Genomic DNA, 18,669 nt, shown 5'->3' on the forward strand with positions numbered 1-18,669 from the left:
AGTTCCAGCGCAGGAAACTATCATTGTATTTATCGTATCTCAGGAGTCTATCGAAATTATCAGAAGCAACAGCATATGGATGCATCAGGAGAAGGGGGAACGCTGCAGTGAAATTGTTGGGAGCGATTGAAGCAGGGGGAACGAAGTTTGTATGCGGTATCGGGAATGAGGACGGGACGATTATCGACCGGGTGAGCTTTCCGACGGCTACTCCTCAGGAGACTATGGGCCAGGTAATGGATTATTTCAGCGGAAAATCAGTGGAGGCTATCGGAATCGGTTCATTCGGACCGATTGACCCTGTTATCGGCAGCCCCACCTATGGATATATTACAACCACACCGAAGCCGCATTGGGGCGGGTATAATCTGGTTGGAGCCGTTGAGGAGCAATTCCGGGTTCCGATCGGCTTTGATACAGATGTGAACGGCGCAGCGCTGGGCGAGTACACCTGGGGAGCAGCGCAAGGGCTGGACAGTTGTCTCTATATCACGGTGGGCACCGGGATTGGTGCCGGTGCTGTGGTAGGCGGGAAGCTCGTTCACGGGCTGTCCCACCCCGAGATGGGCCATATCCTGGTCCGTCGTCATCCTGAGGACCACTACGAAGGCTTTTGCCCTTATCACGGCGATTGCCTGGAGGGTCTGGCGGCGGGGCCGGCCATCGGCAAGCGCTGGGGTAAGCCCGCGGGCGAGCTGCCTGCGGATCATCCGGCCTGGGCGATGGAGGCCCACTATCTGGCTCATGCGCTTATGAACTATGTGCTGATCCTCTCGCCGCAGAAGATCGTAATGGGCGGCGGTGTGATGAAGCAGAGCCAGCTCTTCCCGCTGATCCATGCCAAGCTGCAGGAGCTGCTCGGCGGATATGTGCAGCATCCGGCGCTCAATGAAGAGATTGGCAGCTATATTGTGCCTCCGCAGCTTGGAGATAACGCTGGTCTGTCTGGCGCACTGGGTCTGGCCAAGCTGGCTTTAGACCGCAAGTAGGATATTTTGTCAAAAAGAGATTGACTGTTACGTAATATATGGTATTCTAGGTTTTAACAGTATAGCATTTAAGAGGAAGCACCTCTTTCACGAATGTCGTGGGAGAGGTGCTTTTTTTGCGTTCAAATATAAGTATGTATAGGTTTCACGCTATACATTATCCTTATATTTCTCGTTGAAACTACCGTCCTTTAAAAGGACGGCAGAGCCGTTTCTACTTGCCAGCGCTCATGCGTACTGTAAGACGACGAAAGAAGGGATTCATATGCAGATCGTATTTATGAACCGTTTGTGCAGAAGATCAGGAGTGGACGAAGAGAATTTTGCCCAGCTGTGGATTGGAGAGGAAGAGGGTCAGTGGCGTCTTGACTGGCGTGATTTCTCCGGCGAAGAGGAGACGGGCGACAGCCTGTGGTATGAAGGCGGATCGTGGAATGAGATGCTGTGTGTATACCGGCACGAGCTTGCCGTGAAGATGGGGGATGGCTACCGCCCGCTGATTGACGGGGTATTTCATGATGACGATAACCTCAGCAGCCGCAGTCAGGAGCAGCTTAAGCTGCAGTATTACAGTGAGCAATACGGGAATGAAGCCATCTTCGAGGAGCTGTGCTCCTGGCGCAGAGGGAAGGCCTCCAGTGAGCGGAAGGCGCCTTATATCCTGGCCAGCAACCGACTGCTGCGCATGATCAGCGCATTTCTTCCCCGCACGGAGGAGGAGCTGCTGCAGCTCCCGGGTGTGGGTGAAGGCAAAGTCTCACAGTATGGTGCAGACTGGCTTAGCATCACCGCGGCGGCTGAGCGTGAGCATGATTTTCCGCTAAGCTGGGTGAATCATGCCATAGACGAAGAGAGCTTCGTATCCTGGCACTATAAGCAGAAGGAGCTTAAGTACAAGAAGCAGCTGGAGCGGCTGAGACTGCGGCGCGTTCTATTACAGGGGATTGAAGAGGGACAGGGGATGGAGCAGCTCAGAGTGCTTAGCGGAGTTTCCCGCCGTGAAGTGCTTGAAGTGGTAGAGGAGCTGGAGAAGGACGGCTACTCGGCCGAGAAGCTTATTGCCCTGGAGCTGAGAGAGGTGAGTCCCGAAGAACAGAACAATATTTGGACAGCCTATGAACTGATCGGCGACAACTTCCTGAAGCCTGTCCTCTACAAAGCCTACGGCGACAACTTCGTACCTGCTGACGGACTTGATCTGTATTACGAACGCCTGCGGCTGATCCGCATCCGCTTCCGGCGGGAGCATCCGGCGGCGTTAGGGATAGTTACCCCTCAATAATTATTGAGTCTGATGGCCTGCATCAGTCCCAATCTACGGTCCTGATGACCGGAATTCCTGATCGGCGCAGACGCATTACATACTGGTGACATACCAAAAAGACGAAGGCTCTCCGAGTCCCGGTAGCCGGGTATACGGTGCCTTCGTCCCTCGTATTCGTCCGCTCTGCTTCATAGCCACTCCTTCTTACGGAAGATAATTAGCATTCCGCAGCCTAGCGTCACCATAACGGCAATGACGCCATAGTAGCCGTACTCGGTGTGGATCTCCGGGATATTGTCAAAGTTCATGCCGTAGATTCCGGTAATCACGGTCAGCGGCATGAATATGGTAGTAATTGCTGTAAATACACGCATGATTTCATTGGCGCGATTGGCAATACTGGACTGATAAGCTTCGCGCAAGTTGCCCATGAGATCGCGGTATGTTTCGAAGGTCTCAGAGATCTTGACCGCATTCTCATAGATATCGCTGAAATACTTCTGCAGCTGATCGTCGATCAGGCGAAGATCCTTCTTGTTGAGCGTGTTGATAACTTCCTTCTGCGGGCCGAGCATCTTCTTCAGCCAGAGAATCTCACTGCGCAGACCGATGATCTCGCTCAGATGCGATTTCTTGGTATGCATGAGGATGTCTTCCTCCAGCTTCTCGATCCGCGCTTCAATCCGGTCACCGACCGAGAAGAAGTTGTCGACAACGAGGTCAATCAGCAGATACAGGAAGCGGTCAGGCGTACTGACCTCCTGCTCCCATAGTACGGGCTTCAGGACACGCAGCTCATGGATCTTCTGCTTCGTAACGGTAATAATGAAATGTCTGCCAAGGAATACGTTGAGTGCACGGAGGAAGATTTCCTCATCATCGAACCGGATGCTGTTCACCACGATGAAATAATGACTCTCATAAATCTCCAGCTTCGGACGCTGATCCTCTTCACTTAGACAGTCTTCCACAGCCAGATCATGCAGGCCGTATATAGGCTGAAGCTCTACAAGGTCCTCCACATCCGCATCAATCCAGTAGAACCCCTCGGCAGGGGCGGTTAAAGTTTCTTCAATATTGTCAATAGGCGTAAAAACCCCTGCATTCACCAGCCGGATTTTCATCTGATTCACTCCTTATGTCCCTGGTCTTCTCCAGGGGTATGCTAATTTCAGCACACGGAAAAAATCAGCTTGGCCGGTGGTACAATCATGGACGAAGGCCAAAAGACGGTCCGAGAGCATGAAGAAAAAGGGCTCCCGCCGCCGGCAAGCTGATGTTAATCCTGTGTGGTTGTTCATTCTGCACGCTTATTCGCGAGCCCGGGTCGCCTTCCATTGTTCTCTCACCTCTTCTTTTCGCCGTTTTTTTTGAAATATAAGAATGTATAGGTTTCACACGATACCTTATCCTTATATTTCTCGCTGAAACGGTACCGTCCTTTAAAGGGACGGCAAAGCCGTTTCCACTTGGTTGAAACACTTGTCTAGTATAACGCCGGGATATGGCTCTTACAAGAGAAATTGTTTTCTGTTATAAGGCCCCTTCAGCATTGTATGGACTTGACGAAAAGGAGGTTCATGATTTAAAGTGAAATTTAAGAAAAAGCATCGTTCAGATGCTTAAGGTTATTCAACTGAATACAGCTAAATCTTATCAAGAGCAGGTGGAGGGACTAGCCCGATGAAACCCGGCAACCGGCGTGTGAACGCACGGTGCTAATTCTTGCGGAAGCTTTGCAGGGCGTTATTCGTCCGGCGAAAGTTCTCTGGCAGATGAGAGAGGCGCATATGACTGCATGATATGACCTTTCTCGCCCGGGAAAGGTCTTTTTTCGCTACCCTGCCTCAGGTTGAACCACCAAGTGGAACCCCATTTCAGTTAAGGAGTGAACAGCAATGCCTATCAAAATTCCCGACAGCCTGCCGGCCAAAGAAGTATTATCCGGTGAGAATATTTTTGTAATGGATGAAAGCCAGGCTTTCCATCAGGATATCCGTCCTCTCCGGATCGCCATCCTGAACCTGATGCCTACCAAAGAAACTACTGAGACCCAGCTGCTGCGCCTTATCGGGAATTCCCCGCTTCAGGTGGATGTTGTTCTGCTGCACCCCAGCTCCCATACGTCGAAGAATACTTCGGCAGAGCATTTGAAGAGCTTTTACAAAACCTTTGATGAGATCAGCCACCGCCGGTTCGACGGCTTGATTGTAACCGGCGCTCCCGTAGAACAGCTGGAGTTCGAGGATGTCAACTACTGGGAAGAGCTGAAAGTGATTTTTGAGTGGAGCAAGCACAATGTAACCTCGACCATGCACATCTGTTGGGCGGCGCAGGCAGGGCTGTATCATCACTTCGGCGTGCGCAAGGTGAGTCTGCCGGACAAATGCTTTGGAGTGTTTCCGCATACAATGAGCCATAATAATGTCAAGCTGCTGCGCGGCTTCGATGAAGTGTTCCATGTTCCGCATTCCCGCCATACCGACGTCTCCCGTGAAGATATTGAGCAGAACCCGGAGCTGCAGATTCTGGCAGAATCCGAGGAAGCCGGGGTGTACCTGGTGGCTACGCATGACGGGAAGCAGATTTTTGTCACCGGACATTCGGAGTATGATCCCTTCTCCTTGAAATGGGAGTATGACCGGGATATCGCCAAGGGGCTGGAGGTTGCCCTGCCGAAGCACTATTATCCCAAGGATGATCCGACACGCACACCGCCGGCAGTCTGGCGCGCCCATGCTAACTTATTATTCGCTAATTGGCTCAATTACTATGTATACCAGGAGACTCCTTACGATATCGGGGCATTTATCTAAGAGGTTGACTTATTCTTAATAGAAGTAATTAATCAGGAGGCAATGGAGATGGATGAGAAACTGAGAATTGAGAGCAGACTGGCACAGATTGGTTCAATGGAGGACCCCGCCACCGGGGCCATTAATTACCCGATTTATCATGCGACGGCCTTCCGTCACCCGCGGCTTGGACAGAGTACAGGCTTTGACTACATCCGCACCAAAAATCCTACCCGCTCTGTCCTAGAAGAAGCGGCAGCGGCCCTGGAATCAGGGGATGCCGGCTTCGCCTGTGCCTCCGGTATGGCTGCACTGACTACAGTGTTCACCTTGTTTGGACAAGGGGACCATCTCATTGTATCGCTGGACTTGTACGGCGGTACTTACCGGCTGCTGGAACGGATTCTCTCCAAATACGGCATCAGCGCCTCCTATGTAGATACGAATGATCTGGATGGCCTGGAAGCGGCCCGCCAGCCGGGCACGAAGGCTGTATTCATTGAGACACCGACCAATCCGCTGATGATGATTACGGATGTCGAAGCCGTATGTACCTGGGCCCGCCGTCACGGGCTACTCACGATTGTGGACAATACGCTGCTGACCCCGTTCTTCCAGCGCCCGCTGGAGCTTGGCGCAGATATCGTGGTTCACAGTGCGACTAAGTATCTGGGCGGGCATAACGATGTGCTGGCGGGGCTGATTGTGACCAAGGGTGCAGAATTGTCGGCTGAAATGGCTGTCCTGCATAACTCCTTGGGAGCCGTGCTCGCGCCGAATGACAGCTACCAGCTGATGAAGGGCATGAAGACCCTCGCCCTGCGTATGGAGCGGCATGAGAGCAACGCCCTGGCTATTGCCCGTTATCTGCAGGAGCATCCGGCGATTGCCGAGGTCTTCCACCCGGGCCTGCCGGACCATCCGGGTTATGCCATTCAGAACCGCCAGTCCTCCGGCAACACCGGGATCTTCTCCTTCAAGGTAAAAGAGGCCAGCTATGTGGAGCCGTTGCTCCGCCATATCAAGCTAATTGCCTTCGCCGAGAGTCTGGGCGGTGTGGAATCGCTGATGACCTATCCGGCGATACAGACCCATGCCGATATTCCGGCTGAAATCCGCGATGCTGTAGGCGTGGATGACCGGCTGCTGCGCTTCTCTGTCGGCATAGAGCATGTGGATGATCTGATCGCCGATCTCGGGCAGGCCCTGGAGGCCGCCCGGAGCGAGCTGGAATAAGGCGATGCGCCGCCGGACCTGCCCGGCATGCGAGATTCGCAGAACGTACAAGCAGCAGTGCCTTTGTGCACTGCTGTTTATTTTGCCTGGGACAAGGGCATTTATTCCGTCCTGTGCAGCGAAACATTTTTCAAGAACAGCCGATTGTGATACGATGGGAGAACGGACTATTTTTATTTCAAATTGTATTTATCTCATAGACTTCATAGATGAAGAGGAGGCCGTCAACAGTGAGTGCAGTCGATCTTATACTGGATAAGGCACTGAAGGGTGAACGTCTTCAGTTGGAAGATACGGTCACATTATTCGAGAGCAATGAAATTGAGAAAATGGGCGCTGCCGCAGATATTATTATGAAGCGCTGGCACCCGGAGCCAGTGACGACATTCGTCATCGGCCGCAACATTAACTACACCAATGTATGTGATGTATATTGCCGATTCTGCGCCTTCTACCGCAGACCCGGTTCGGAGGAAGGCTATGTGCTTCCCGATGAGACGATCTACCAGAAGATTGCCGAGACCATGAGCGTAAACGGAACCGAGATTCTGATGCAGGGTGGTACGAATCCCAATCTGCCGTTCAGCTATTATACGGATATTCTGCGCGGCATCAAGCAGCGGTTCCCGGAGATTACGATGCATTCCTTCTCACCGGCGGAGATTATGAAGATGGTGGAGGTCTCCGGCCTGCCGCTGGAGCAGGTCATGCGTGAGATCCATGCTGCGGGCCTCGATTCCCTGCCCGGCGGCGGTGCAGAGATTCTCGATGACCGTACCCGCCGCAAGATCAGCCGGCTCAAGGGCTCCTGGCGCGAGTGGATGGACGTCATGCAGACCGCACACCGGATCGGCATGAATACAACAGCCACGATGGTGATCGGTCTGGGCGAGAGCATGGAAGAGCGGGCGCTGCATCTGCTGCGTGTCCGTGAAGCCCAGGACGAATGCATTGCGAACAAATATGATTCCGAGGGCTTCCTGGCGTTCATCTCCTGGACCTTCCAGCCGGATAATACGAACCTGAAGCTGGACCGCCAGACCCCGGAGGAATACCTGAAGACCGTAGCCATCAGCCGCCTGGTGCTGGACAATATCAAGAACTTCCAGTCCTCCTGGGTTACGATGGGGCCTGAAGTAGGCAAGCTCTCCCTGCAATACGGCTGCAATGACTTCGGCAGCACGATGATTGAGGAGAACGTAGTCTCCTCGGCGGGCGCGACCTACAAGGTCAACATCGAGTCGATCACCCAGCTCATCCGCGAAGCGGGCAAGATTCCGGCGCAGCGCAACACGCGTTATGACATCCTGCGCACGTTCGAGGATGCGAGTGTCAAGATTGACAATGATTTTGTGATGCAGAACTAGAATAAAGCTATACACCAACAGATCAATAACGGGGCTGTGCTACATATAAGTAGCGCAGCCCCGTTATGTTTTTTGGAAACTATTATTTCCTCTTTAAATGATTCGTACAGTGACTTGGTTGCTGAATGTGGCTGAAGGATCGCCGGGAGGCGCAGGAGTGTTTTGATTTTACGAGTTAAAAGGCTAAAACTACGCGAAAACCGAATAGCAATCGTTACAGCGTCATGTAGCCAATGTATATGAAAAACAGCATACATTGTGTTCACTCGCAGGCATATGGCCGAATGTATGTGGAAAACAACATATATTGTGCTCGCTCACAGGCATATTACCCGAATGTATATGGAAAACAGCATACATTGTGCTCGCACGCAGGCACTTAACCCGAATATATGTGAAAAACAGCATATATTGTGTTGGCGTTCCAGGTAATTCCAATGTATTGGATTTTAGTTTTCTTTGTCATAGAGTTGTAAAATTTAATCGTTATATTTTACAAAAAACGCTGAAATAATGTGAGATTTTACACAACAATTTATAAGAGTTAATGGAATTTGATAGATTCATAGGGAAGGCTATGATACAATTTTTCGGACAGTGGTAGAATAATATAGCAATCACAGGGAGGAAATTAGATTTATGGGAGAGAGAAGATGGAACAAGCCGATAGCTTCTTTATTGGCTACCACAGTTCTGGCAGCACAGATGCTGGGCGGAGTATTCAATGTTCCTGTGCTGGCGGCAGGAAAGGCTGAGGCTTCTCCGGTGATTAATCCGGGAACCATTAATTTACGCTTGATGAGCACGACTGATGTTCATACGAACGTATATGGATGGGACTATTTCAAGGGTGCCGCCTCCGCGACTGTAGGTCTGGACCGTACTTCAACCTTAGTAAAGGCTGCACGCAATGACGCAGAGGGGAAATACAACCTTTTGCTGGATAATGGCGATTTAATTCAAGGAACACCGCTGGGAACGTATATGGCCCAAGTGTCTGATTTCAGGACTAGCGAAGACCAGATTCATCCGATCATCGCAGCTATGAACCTCATGGGTTATGATGCAGCAACCTTCGGCAATCATGAATTCAATTATGGTTTGGATTATCTGGACCGGACCGTTAAAGGCAATGTAAACAGCGCAACTTATAAGGAGTCTACGGGAGCGAAGTTCCCTTATGTGAATGCAAATATTTATAATGTGTCCGATAATAATAATACATTTGAACCTTATAAAATCATTGATAAAGAAGTAAAAGACAGCAACGGCAACACCGTTACTATCAAAGTCGGCCTCCTGGGTCTGGTTACTCCGCAGATCATGGAGTGGGACAAGGTGAACCTGGAGCAAAAGGTTATTGCCAAAGATATTGTGGAAACGGCGAAGAAGTTTGTTCCTGAAATGAAGACGGCTGGTGCGGACGTTATCGTCGCCATGACTCATTCCGGGTTCGACGCTGCTGCCGCAGAAGGAACTGGAGCAGAGAATGTTATTAACCTGCTGAGCAAGGTGCCTGGCATCGATGCCATTACCTTCTCGCATACCCACAAGGTATTCCCGACGAACGGCGTTGACAGCGCGCTGGATGCTTCCTTCAAAGATCCGTCCACCAAGAAACCTTACAATAATGATGTAGCTAAGGTAGATAACGTTAATGGCCACATCAATGGGACTCCGGCAGTACAAGCGGGCTATGGCGGAGGTTACCTGGGCCTTATCGATCTGAAAATCGCCCAGAACAGCAGCGGCAAATGGGCAGTAGACAAAGCAGCTTCGAAGGCTTCTACGCGCTCTATTGCTGGCGCTGCCGTTGACACCGCTATCGATGATCTTGCCGGAGCGGCACATCAAGCTACGATTGATTACGTGAATCAGCCGCTTGGTGTAACTTCTGCGCCGATGAACAGCTATTTTGCTATGGTACAGGATGATCCGACAGTCCAGATCGTAACCTATGCCCAGCAGCAGTATGTATCTAACTTGATTCATACGAACGAGAATCTGGCCGGCTACAGAAACCTGCCGATCCTGAGCGTTGGTGCACCGTTCAAGGCTGGACGCAACGGCCCTGAGGAGTATACAGATATCAAAAAGGGCGACCTTACAATAGCCAGTGCAAGCGATCTGTATCTGTATGACAATACGCTTAAGGCGATTGTAGTGAAAGGTTCGACCGTCAAAGAATGGGTAGAGATGAGTGCAGGAGCGTTCAACCGCATCAAGCCATCCATCTCTACACCGCAATCTCTGTTAAATTCAGCATTTGCTGTGTACAATTTCGATGTGATTGACGGCATCCAATATACGCTTGATGTCACCCGCAATGCCAAGTACAAGCCCGATGGGAGCATCAACGATAAATCCTCCAGCCGGGTAACCTCCATCACCTATGGCGACAAGCCACTGGACCTGGATCAGGAATTCGTGGTCGTTACCAACAACTACCGTGCAAGCGGCGGGGGTAACTTCCCGGGTGTCAAAGAAGCGAAAATGATCATTGATTCCCAGATGGAGAACCGCCAGGTGCTGATGGATTATATCAGTGCTGCGGGAACCGTTGATCCTACCGCAGACAACAACTGGTCGATTGATCCTATCCAAGGAAATGTCACTGTAACGTTCCCGTCTTCACCTAGAGCAGCAGCAGTCGCTCCTGCCAACATTACAGCTACGGGTACTACAGATGTCAGAGGCTTTGAGATCTACAACCTTGACTTGAAAAAATCCGCTCCAACCCCAACGGGAGATGTTGAAGTTCATCTGCTGGGCATTAATGACTTCCACGGCCAACTGGACACTACCTCGGTGGTGAATGGGGAAGCTGTAGGCACAGCGGCTACACTTGCTGCTTATTTGAAGGAAGCCCGTGCCAAATATGAGCATTCGCTGCTGTTCCACAACGGCGACTCTGTGGGCGCATCCGCTCCGGTATCTTCGCTGGAACGGGACAAGCCAACAATGGAATGGATGAATCTCATGAAGTTCGACGTCGGTACCCTGGGCAACCATGAATTTGACCAAGGTGTTGAGGCGATGAAGGCTCAAATCTATGGCGGTAAAGACCCTAAGAACGAGAAAGTCGTCCATAACGGCGCAGATTTCGATTATATCAATGCCAACGCAGTAGACAGCACCACCGGCAAACCTATTATCACCCCTTATGTAGTAAAAGAAGTTGGCGGTGTGAAGATCGGCTTCATCGGAGTGGTAACCAAAGCAACGCCAAGCAAAGTATCACCAGCCGGTACAGCCGGTGTGAAATTCCTGAGTGCTGAGGAAGAAGTCGCGGCGATTGAGAAATATGCGGCCGAGCTGAATGCTCAAGGCGTCAAGACGATCGTGGTGCTTGCCCATGATCCGGCAACAACGAAGACTGATCCGGTGACCAAAAAGAATGTATCCACCGGCGAAGCTGTAGATCTAGCTAATGCGCTTCCTGCTAATTCCCCGGTTGATGTGATCGTAGCCGGAGACAATCATGGCTATGCCAATGATACGGTGAACGGTAAGCTGATCGTTCAGGCTTACTCTTACGGAACGGCTTTTGAAGACATCAAGCTGGTGATTGACGGAGCTACAGGTACAGTGAAGAGTAAAACAGCTACTGTAACGAACACAGTTCAGAGTAAAATCGCACCGGATGCCGAAACTAAGGCATTGGTAGACTACTATCTGAATCTTCACCCTGAGCTGACTCAGCCCGTAGGAACTACTGACGGTACAATAACCCGTACCGATGCCTACACTAAGGAATCAGCATTGGGTAATCTGATTGCAGATGCGATGCGTCATGCTATCTTCAAAGAGGGCGAGAAAGATCCTGCTGATTTCGCCTTCATGAACCCGGGCGGTATCCGTGCGGATCTTCCGAAGGGCAATGTAGCGTTCGGAGATCTGGCGAAGATCCAGCCGTTCGGCAACACACTGGTGAAGCTGACGCTGACTGGTCAACAGATCAAGACCCTGCTGCAGCAGCAATGGGCAGTTAAGCCTGATGGCACCGCGGACACGAAGACACTGCAAATCTCAGGTCTGAAATATACAGCGAACATGTATCTGCCAGTTGCAGAACGTGTGGCTAACCTGACTAAGGCTGACGGAACACCTATTGAAATGTCGAAGAGCTACACGGCTGTAGTCAATAACTTCATGGCTGCGGGCGGCGACAATTATAAGGTGTTGACTGAGGCAAGCGCCTCGCTGGCCGGACCGATTGACCTGGATGTATTCTATGAATACATCGTGAACACATTCAAGGGCGGTGCGATCACGGCTGCCATTGAAGGTCGGATCACTAATGTGGAGAAAGCCCCTGGAACGGTTAATCCAAGTCCTAGCTCTAATCCTGGTACTGGATATAACCCTGGACCGGTTGTAACAGCAACGCCTAAGCCGACAGCTGCGCCATCGGCTACGCCGGCAGCTTCTGCTACACCAGCTCCTGTGGCTACACCGGCACCTACAGCAACTCCTGCTGTAGCCTTCAAGGATCTGGGCAAGGTAGCCTGGGCCGCAGATGCCATTAATGCACTGGCAGCCAAAGGCATTATCAAAGGGATGGACAGCACGAACTTTGCGCCTACCAAAAGTGTGACCCGCGCAGAATTCGTAACCATGCTGGTTCGTTCACTTGATTTGAGCAATTCGGCTTCACCTGCGAAATTCAGCGATGTGAAGCAGGGAGTCTGGTACTCCGATACGATTGCTGCAGCTGTCAATGCAGGTCTTGTAAAAGGCTCCGGCAACGGTAAATTCGAGCCGGGCCGTGAGATTACCCGTGAGGAAATGGCGATTATGATCGCGAATGCCCTCAAGGGTCAGCTGCAGCCGGTAGACGCTGCAACGTTGAACAAATTCACGGATAAGGCAAAGATTGCCCCTTACGCCCAGCAGGCAGTGGCACAGCTGACTCAGATTGGTATCGTCAACGGTGTGGATGCTAAGCAGTTCGCACCGAAGAGTATGGCTAACCGTGCCCAGGCTGCGGTGATCATCTTCCGTATGCTGGAGAACAAAGCTTCATAAGTTGAAGTTTCATCATGTAATCATGAAATGATAATCAATCAGAGGAAGGCCCGTGCTGAAATAGCACGGGCCTTCTCTGGACTGAGGACGGGCAGCCGTTTTGCGCTTGACGGAAGATAAGCTGAGATTTATAATTGCCTTAATTCATGTTATCAGCGTTGACGAAGATATGAACCACTTGCTTTGGACCGTTTCAGAGAGAGGAAGCCTCAGGCTGCAACTTCCTCCGGTACCGGCTGTCGGTTTACCCCTTTGTAGCTGCGGTTATGAACTCCTGACGGCTTCCGTACTCCGGAACCTTAACGGATAGTAAGAACCGCCGGTTCATGGCCGTTATCCCCATGCTAAAGAAGGATTATATTCTGCAGTGAAGCATAAGCAGCTGCTGCAAGGATAGATCGAATTTGGGTGGAATCACGGGTGCAATCACTCGTCCCTTTGCGGGACGGGTGTTTTTTGTGTAAAGAGTTCAGCGAAGTATAACCCAACAAACCTTAGGAGGAAGTAATCATGTCAGTAAATATTAAGCTTCCGGACGGATCGGTCCGGGAATATGCAGACGGCAGCAGCATTGATGATGTAGCCGCCTCTATCAGCAGCGGACTGCGCAAGAACGCCGCAGCAGGCAAGCTCAACGGGATTGTCGTAGACCTGTCAACACCACTGCAGGAAGGCGATCTGGTAGAGATCGTAACTCTTGATTCGCCGGAAGGTCTTGAAGTGATGCGCCACAGTACAGCTCACCTCATGGCGCAGGCGGTAAGACGCCTGTTCGGCACCAAGGAAGTGAAGCTTGGAGTAGGTCCTGTGATCGAAGACGGCTTCTATTATGATATGGACCTGGAGCATCCGCTCAATCCCGAGGATCTGCTGAAGATCGAGAAGGAAATGGACCGCATTGTCTCGGAGAATCTGCCGATTGTCCGCCATGAGGTCAGCCGGGGAGAAGCGCTGGAGCGCTTCGGCGAGCTGGGTGATCCTTACAAGCTGGAGCTGATTGAAGCTCTGCCGGAAGACAGTGTCATCACGATCTATGAGCAGGGCGAATTCTTCGACCTCTGCCGTGGCCCGCATTTGCCGTCTACGGCCAAGATCAAGGTATTCAAGCTGATGAATGTGGCCGGGGCTTACTGGCGCGGGGACAGCAAGAATAAGATGCTGCAGCGTGTCTACGGCACAGCCTGGATCAAGAAGGCACAGCTGGATGAGCATCTGCGCCTGCTGGAGGAAGCGAAGAAGCGCGACCACCGGAAGCTGGGCAAGGAGCTGGAGATTTTCACCTTCAATCAGTTAGTTGGACAAGGCCTGCCGATCTGGCTGCCTAAGGGCGCGAAGCTGCGCAGTATTCTGGAGCGTTATATTGTTGATCTGGAAGCAAGCCTCGGATACCAGCATGTCTACACTCCTGTACTGGGGAACGTAGAGCTGTACAAGACTTCCGGCCACTGGGAGCACTATCAGGAAGATATGTTCCCTAAGATGACTATCGATAACGAAGAGTTCGTGCTGCGCCCGATGAACTGCCCGCACCATATGATGATCTACAAGAGCTCGATGCACAGCTACCGCGATCTGCCGATCCGTATTGCCGAGCTTGGAATTCAGCACCGTTATGAAATGTCGGGAGCCTTGACAGGTCTGCACCGCGTGCGTTCTATGACGCTGAATGACTCACATATCTTCTGCCGTCTGGACCAGATCAAGGGCGAGTTCATTCGCGTGCTGGAATTGATTAAGCAGGTATACAGCGACTTCGGGATTGAAGATTACCGGTTCCGTCTGTCCTATCGTGATCCTAAGGATACTGAGAAATATTATGCCAACGACGAGATGTGGGAGACTGCACAGCGTATGCTGCGTGAGGTAGTCGAAGAAGCCGGCCTGCCGTTCTACGAAGCCGAAGGCGAAGCAGCCTTCTATGGTCCGAAGCTCGATGTGCAGATTAAGACTGTACTCGGTAAAGAAGAGACACTCTCGACCGTACAGATTGACTTCCTGCTGCCGGAACGCTTTGAGCTGGAATATGTAGGCGACGACGGCCAGAAGCACCGTCCGGTTGTCCTGCACCGCGGGATTCTGGGAACGATGGAACGGTTCGTAGCCTTCCTGCTGGAGAACTTTGCCGGTTCACTGCCGCTCTGGCTGTCTCCTCAGCAGGTGAAGATTATTCCGGTATCGTCAGCCTTCGACGACTATGCGAAGGAAGTGGAAGCGAAGCTGCTGCGCAGCGGCATCCGTGCGGAAGTGGATTTACGCAATGAGAAGATGGGCTACAAGATCCGTGAAGCTCAGCTCGAGAAGCTGCCGTACATGTTCGTGGTCGGCGAGAACGAGATGAATGCGGGCAGCGTAGCAATCCGTAAACGCGGCGAAGGGGATATCGGTGCCCAACCGCTGCAGGAAGCGATTGATTCACTTGCACAGGAAATTGCCGGACGTGTAATTTAATTCAGTCTGATTACTGAACCTCTGTTATAAGCCTCGTGAGACCGCTATGGCGCGGTGTCATGTATAAAGTTTTGTGAATCGGGAAACCCTCGTACTATGGGGAGGGTTTAACTAATGAACAAAATGGGCTTATACCAGAGGTTTTGGTGTCTTTTCGTCACGATCGTCCTTATGCTGACCGCTGCCGGGATCTTCCCGGATTACGCGCGGAAGTCAGTCCAGGCGAGAGGGATGGAGGACACTGCAGGGCAGCATGGAAGCAGCATACAGAAGCAGTCACCCGTTGATCGTCAGCAGGCAGGCTCAGCATCCCGTCTTGGAGGCTCTTCAAGAGCCGTACAGCCGGATGCTGCAGACAAAGCTGCTAAGCCAGAGGTACAGGCAGCTAAGCCTAAGAATGCTGTTAAAGCACCCGGCTCGGTACCGGTAGCCGCTCCGGCTCCAGAGCAGATTATCACCTCGCTGAAAGTAATGGCGACCGGCTATACAGCCGGATACGAATCCACCGGCAAGACCGCTAAGCATCCGGAGTACGGGATTACGTATTCAGGAGTGAAGGTACGGCGGGACAAGAATGCGGTATCCACGATTGCAGCGGACCCGAAGGTGCTGCCGCTGGGAAGTATTTTATATATACCGGGTTATGGATATGGAATTGTGGCCGATACCGGATCGGCAATCAAAGGGCGCAAGATCGATCTCTACTTCAGCACCACCAAGCAGGTCTACAAGGAATGGGGCAAGAAGTCGGTCGTGGTTCAAGTGATCAAACGCGGCGACGGCAAATGCACGGAAAGTATGCTGAAGAGCCTTGGCCATGCCATACAGACTTATAATGCAGTTCCGCAATATTTGCTGGAAGAAGCTATTTAACGGATGCTTTCGCTGGACAATCCGGGAGTTTGAATTTATTTTCACGTGAGCATGCATAATACAGCGGGCTGCTTCCCATAATATCGACTGGGGCAAATACTTGCTTCTTCCGATACAATAGGGAGGTGATTCTCGTGGCTAATTCCAAGAAACCAAAGGTACAAGAAAACTTCAAAACACCAAATGAAAAATACAATGCAGAGTTCGCTGTTGAAAATGACGGTGCAACTAAGCAAAGCAGCTCTTCTATGACCAAACCGGCTCAGAAACCGCAGCAGTAATGCTGGGTTCCCGGTAAGCTCCTGAAGCAACAAGCTGTCCTGCCATGTCCGAATTACGGGCTGGGGGGCAGCTTTTTTATGCGTTTATAATTTAACTTATTATTCCAGCTGTCTCGGTCTGGAGACTGAGATACGGTTCCTTCTTACGCCGCTGTTCTCTGCTGCATTCTTCCTGTAGACTAAGGTTATAAGTGTTCAAGAGGAAGAGTTGTATTTACGACAAGGAGGATGACATTATGAAACGAAGGTTCACCAGCCAGGTACTCGGAGGCCTGCTCCTCATCGGTCTTGGAGGAATGTTCCTGCTCCGGCAGATGGGCTATACGGATTTCAGTCTGGGTTCACTGATCTCCACCTATTGGCCGGTTATTCTGATCGTGATGGGCGTACAACGGTTTTTGGCCTCGGATGAGGAGCGTTCAAGATTCTCTGCAACACTCGGCGGATTTATATATCTGGCGATCGGTGTGTTTTTCCTGGGACGGAATTTAGACTGGTTCTACTATTCGGCAAGCGACTTCTTCAAAATGCTGATTCCGGTCATGCTGATCGGCGGCGGATTATCCGTCATCTTCAGACCGCGGCCGGGTACTCCGCCAATACCTCCGGCACCGCCTTCACCGCCCGGCTACTACCCGCCTGGACCCGGTAAGAGTCCGCTGGATACAGCGCCGCCCGCTCCGCTCGAATCTACGCTCGATCAGCAGTTCGAGCAGAAATTCGGCAAGCCGGCAGGCAGCGTGGACCGGAACTGGAATGATTATCTGCATAAGAATGAGGAAGACGCAGACGGTAACCCGCTGCATGCCTCGGCAGATACCCGCTGGCAGGAGAAGCAGGAGCGTCAGGAGCGCAGACGCCAGGAGCGACAGGAACGGCATGCCCGCCGTCATGGCGAATGGCATGAGGAGTTCCAGGATTCCGGGAATGATAAGGATGCGACGAACCGCTCGGCTTTTATCGGTGATGTGCATATGGGCAAGGAGCATTTTCAACTGAAGCGGACCAACATTTCGCAGTTCATCGGGGATACGGTGCTGGATCTGACCAATGCGCAGATTCCTTACGGCGAGACCAAGATTAATATCTCTGCTTTTGTCGGCGACATTAAGGTATACATTCCGGACGATATGGATCTGGGTGTGGCTGTGACCGGCAGCTCGTTCATCGGTGATATGCAGGTGCTTGAGCAGTCGCGCAGCGGGTTCATGAGCAATGTGCAGTGCAAGACGCCGTATTACAAGGAATCGGGCAAAAAGGTCCGTATCAACGTTAGCTGCTTCATCGGTGACGTTAAAGTTAAAACGGTGGGTTAAATGGGGATCTTCAGTAATACCAAGTGGATGCTGCTGGTGTATTTCCTGCTTAGCGGCGGGGTGACAGCGGGACTGATGTATGCGGGGACATGCCTGGGCTATATTCAGGTGGTGGATACCCGGATGTGGATCTACCTGTGTCTGGGCATTGTACTGTTCACAGTTATCATCGGCTACATCGCCGGTCAGCGGATTCAGCGGCGGATCGATCATCTGGATCTGAATATGCTGCAGGTGGCTAAGGGCAATATGTCGGTGAGGATGCCGGAGAGCGAGGACCAGTCTTTCGCACGTGTCTACCATGAGTTCAACATCATGATGGATACGGTCGAGAAGAAGATGAAGCGGCTTCAGCAGCTCGGAGAACAGGAAGTTATTGAGAAGGAAAAGGCAGCGGAGAGTGCGGTACTGGAAGAGCGCAGGCGTATGGCCCGGGATCTGCATGATACGGTGAGCCAGCAGCTGTTCGCTATTCACATGTCCGCCTCCTCGCTGCCTAAAGTGCTTGAACGCAGCGCTGAGCACGGGCAGACGGTGATGGATCAGCTGATAAGCATGTCCCAGATGGCGCAGAAGCAGATGAGGGCGCTGATCGCACAGCTGCGTCCGGTGGAGCTGGAGGGGCGCAATCTGTTCGAGGCACTGGAGAAGTGGTTCCCGGATTACTGCCGCCAGAACGGGCTCAAAGGGGTGAAGGAGCTTGAGCTTCAGGGTGAGCTGTCCGAAGCCATTGAGCATCAGCTGTTCCTGATTATTCAGGAATCAATGGCGAATATCGTGAAGCATGCCGGTGCACGGGTGGTCAGTCTGTCCCTGCGGGAGGTGCCGCGCCAGGTGGTGCTGAGCATCAGCGATGACGGTCAGGGCTTCGAGCACGTGCAGCACAAGCAAGGCTCCTACGGGCTCACGACTATGCGTGAGCGTGCCGAGAAGCTCGGCGGTCAGGTCGAGATTATCAGCCGCAGGGGAGCGGGAACGACGATCCGCGTACATATTCCAAAGTTTGTCCAAGGCCGCGCGGAGACCGCTGCTGACGGGATTGAGGCCGATTCTGAAGAGGCTTGATGGGCTC

Annotated in this window: 12 protein-coding genes and 1 riboswitch; of the genes, 11 read left to right on the forward strand and 1 reads right to left on the reverse strand. The window is 51.9% G+C overall.

Going from position 1 to position 18,669, the window contains the following annotated elements; translation table 11 throughout:
* Positions 1–107 precede the first annotated feature (107 nt).
* The gene (locus tag NYE26_RS07350; RefSeq protein WP_051477785.1) at positions 108–989 is read left to right on the forward strand and encodes an ROK family protein; all 882 of its coding nucleotides are present in this window, start codon (positions 108–110) and stop codon (positions 987–989) included.
* A 265-nt stretch (positions 990–1,254) separates the two neighbouring features.
* Positions 1,255–2,271 carry an HRDC domain-containing protein gene (locus NYE26_RS07355; RefSeq protein WP_339254978.1) on the forward strand — a complete coding sequence of 339 codons (1,017 nt, stop codon included), beginning with the start codon at positions 1,255–1,257 and terminating at the stop codon, positions 2,269–2,271.
* A gap of 170 nt (positions 2,272–2,441) precedes the next feature.
* Here the strand turns inward: NYE26_RS07355 and corA are convergent, their stop codons facing one another.
* A complete protein-coding gene (gene corA, locus NYE26_RS07360) occupies positions 2,442–3,377 on the reverse strand; it encodes a magnesium/cobalt transporter CorA (RefSeq protein ID WP_209873045.1) in 936 nt (311 codons plus the stop codon).
* 526 nt (positions 3,378–3,903) lie between these two features.
* Positions 3,904–4,035, forward strand: a riboswitch (SAM riboswitch).
* A 116-nt stretch (positions 4,036–4,151) separates the two neighbouring features.
* On the opposite strand from corA, the gene metA reads away from it, so the two are divergent.
* The 9 genes from metA (at position 4,152) to NYE26_RS07405 (ending at position 18,662) form a co-directional block, all read left to right on the forward strand.
* The gene (gene metA, locus NYE26_RS07365) at positions 4,152–5,069 is read left to right on the forward strand and encodes a homoserine O-succinyltransferase (RefSeq protein ID WP_339254979.1); all 918 of its coding nucleotides are present in this window, start codon (positions 4,152–4,154) and stop codon (positions 5,067–5,069) included.
* 48 nt (positions 5,070–5,117) lie between these two features.
* Entirely contained in the window at positions 5,118–6,284 is a 1,167-nt protein-coding gene (locus NYE26_RS07370; RefSeq protein WP_036722449.1) for an aminotransferase class I/II-fold pyridoxal phosphate-dependent enzyme, read from the forward strand.
* Positions 6,285–6,514: 230 nt separating this feature from the next.
* On the forward strand, positions 6,515–7,651 hold the full coding sequence (gene mqnC / locus NYE26_RS07375; protein WP_339254980.1) for a cyclic dehypoxanthinyl futalosine synthase: 1,137 nt from the start codon (positions 6,515–6,517) through the stop codon (positions 7,649–7,651).
* Between the two features lie 639 nt (positions 7,652–8,290).
* Entirely contained in the window at positions 8,291–12,679 is a 4,389-nt protein-coding gene (locus tag NYE26_RS07380) for a bifunctional 2',3'-cyclic-nucleotide 2'-phosphodiesterase/3'-nucleotidase (protein ID WP_339254981.1), read from the forward strand.
* Positions 12,680–13,189: 510 nt separating this feature from the next.
* Positions 13,190–15,127: a threonine--tRNA ligase gene (thrS, locus tag NYE26_RS07385; RefSeq protein ID WP_209872960.1), complete on the forward strand. Its 1,938-nt coding sequence runs from the start codon at positions 13,190–13,192 to the stop codon at positions 15,125–15,127.
* A gap of 114 nt (positions 15,128–15,241) precedes the next feature.
* Complete coding sequence (locus NYE26_RS07390; protein ID WP_339254982.1) at positions 15,242–16,000, forward strand: 3D domain-containing protein; 759 nt, start codon at positions 15,242–15,244, stop codon at positions 15,998–16,000.
* A gap of 134 nt (positions 16,001–16,134) precedes the next feature.
* Positions 16,135–16,281: a hypothetical protein gene (locus NYE26_RS07395; protein ID WP_200869501.1), complete on the forward strand. Its 147-nt coding sequence runs from the start codon at positions 16,135–16,137 to the stop codon at positions 16,279–16,281.
* 236 nt (positions 16,282–16,517) lie between these two features.
* Positions 16,518–17,597 carry a cell wall-active antibiotics response protein LiaF gene (liaF, locus tag NYE26_RS07400; RefSeq protein WP_339254983.1) on the forward strand — a complete coding sequence of 360 codons (1,080 nt, stop codon included), beginning with the start codon at positions 16,518–16,520 and terminating at the stop codon, positions 17,595–17,597.
* Positions 17,598–18,662, forward strand: a complete 1,065-nt coding sequence (locus NYE26_RS07405) for a sensor histidine kinase (RefSeq protein WP_051477783.1) — start codon at positions 17,598–17,600, stop codon at positions 18,660–18,662.
* Positions 18,663–18,669: the final 7 nt, after the last annotated feature.

The organism is Paenibacillus sp. FSL P2-0136, assembly GCF_037975325.1.
GTDB lineage: Bacteria > Bacillota > Bacilli > Paenibacillales > Paenibacillaceae > Paenibacillus_AQ > Paenibacillus_AQ silagei.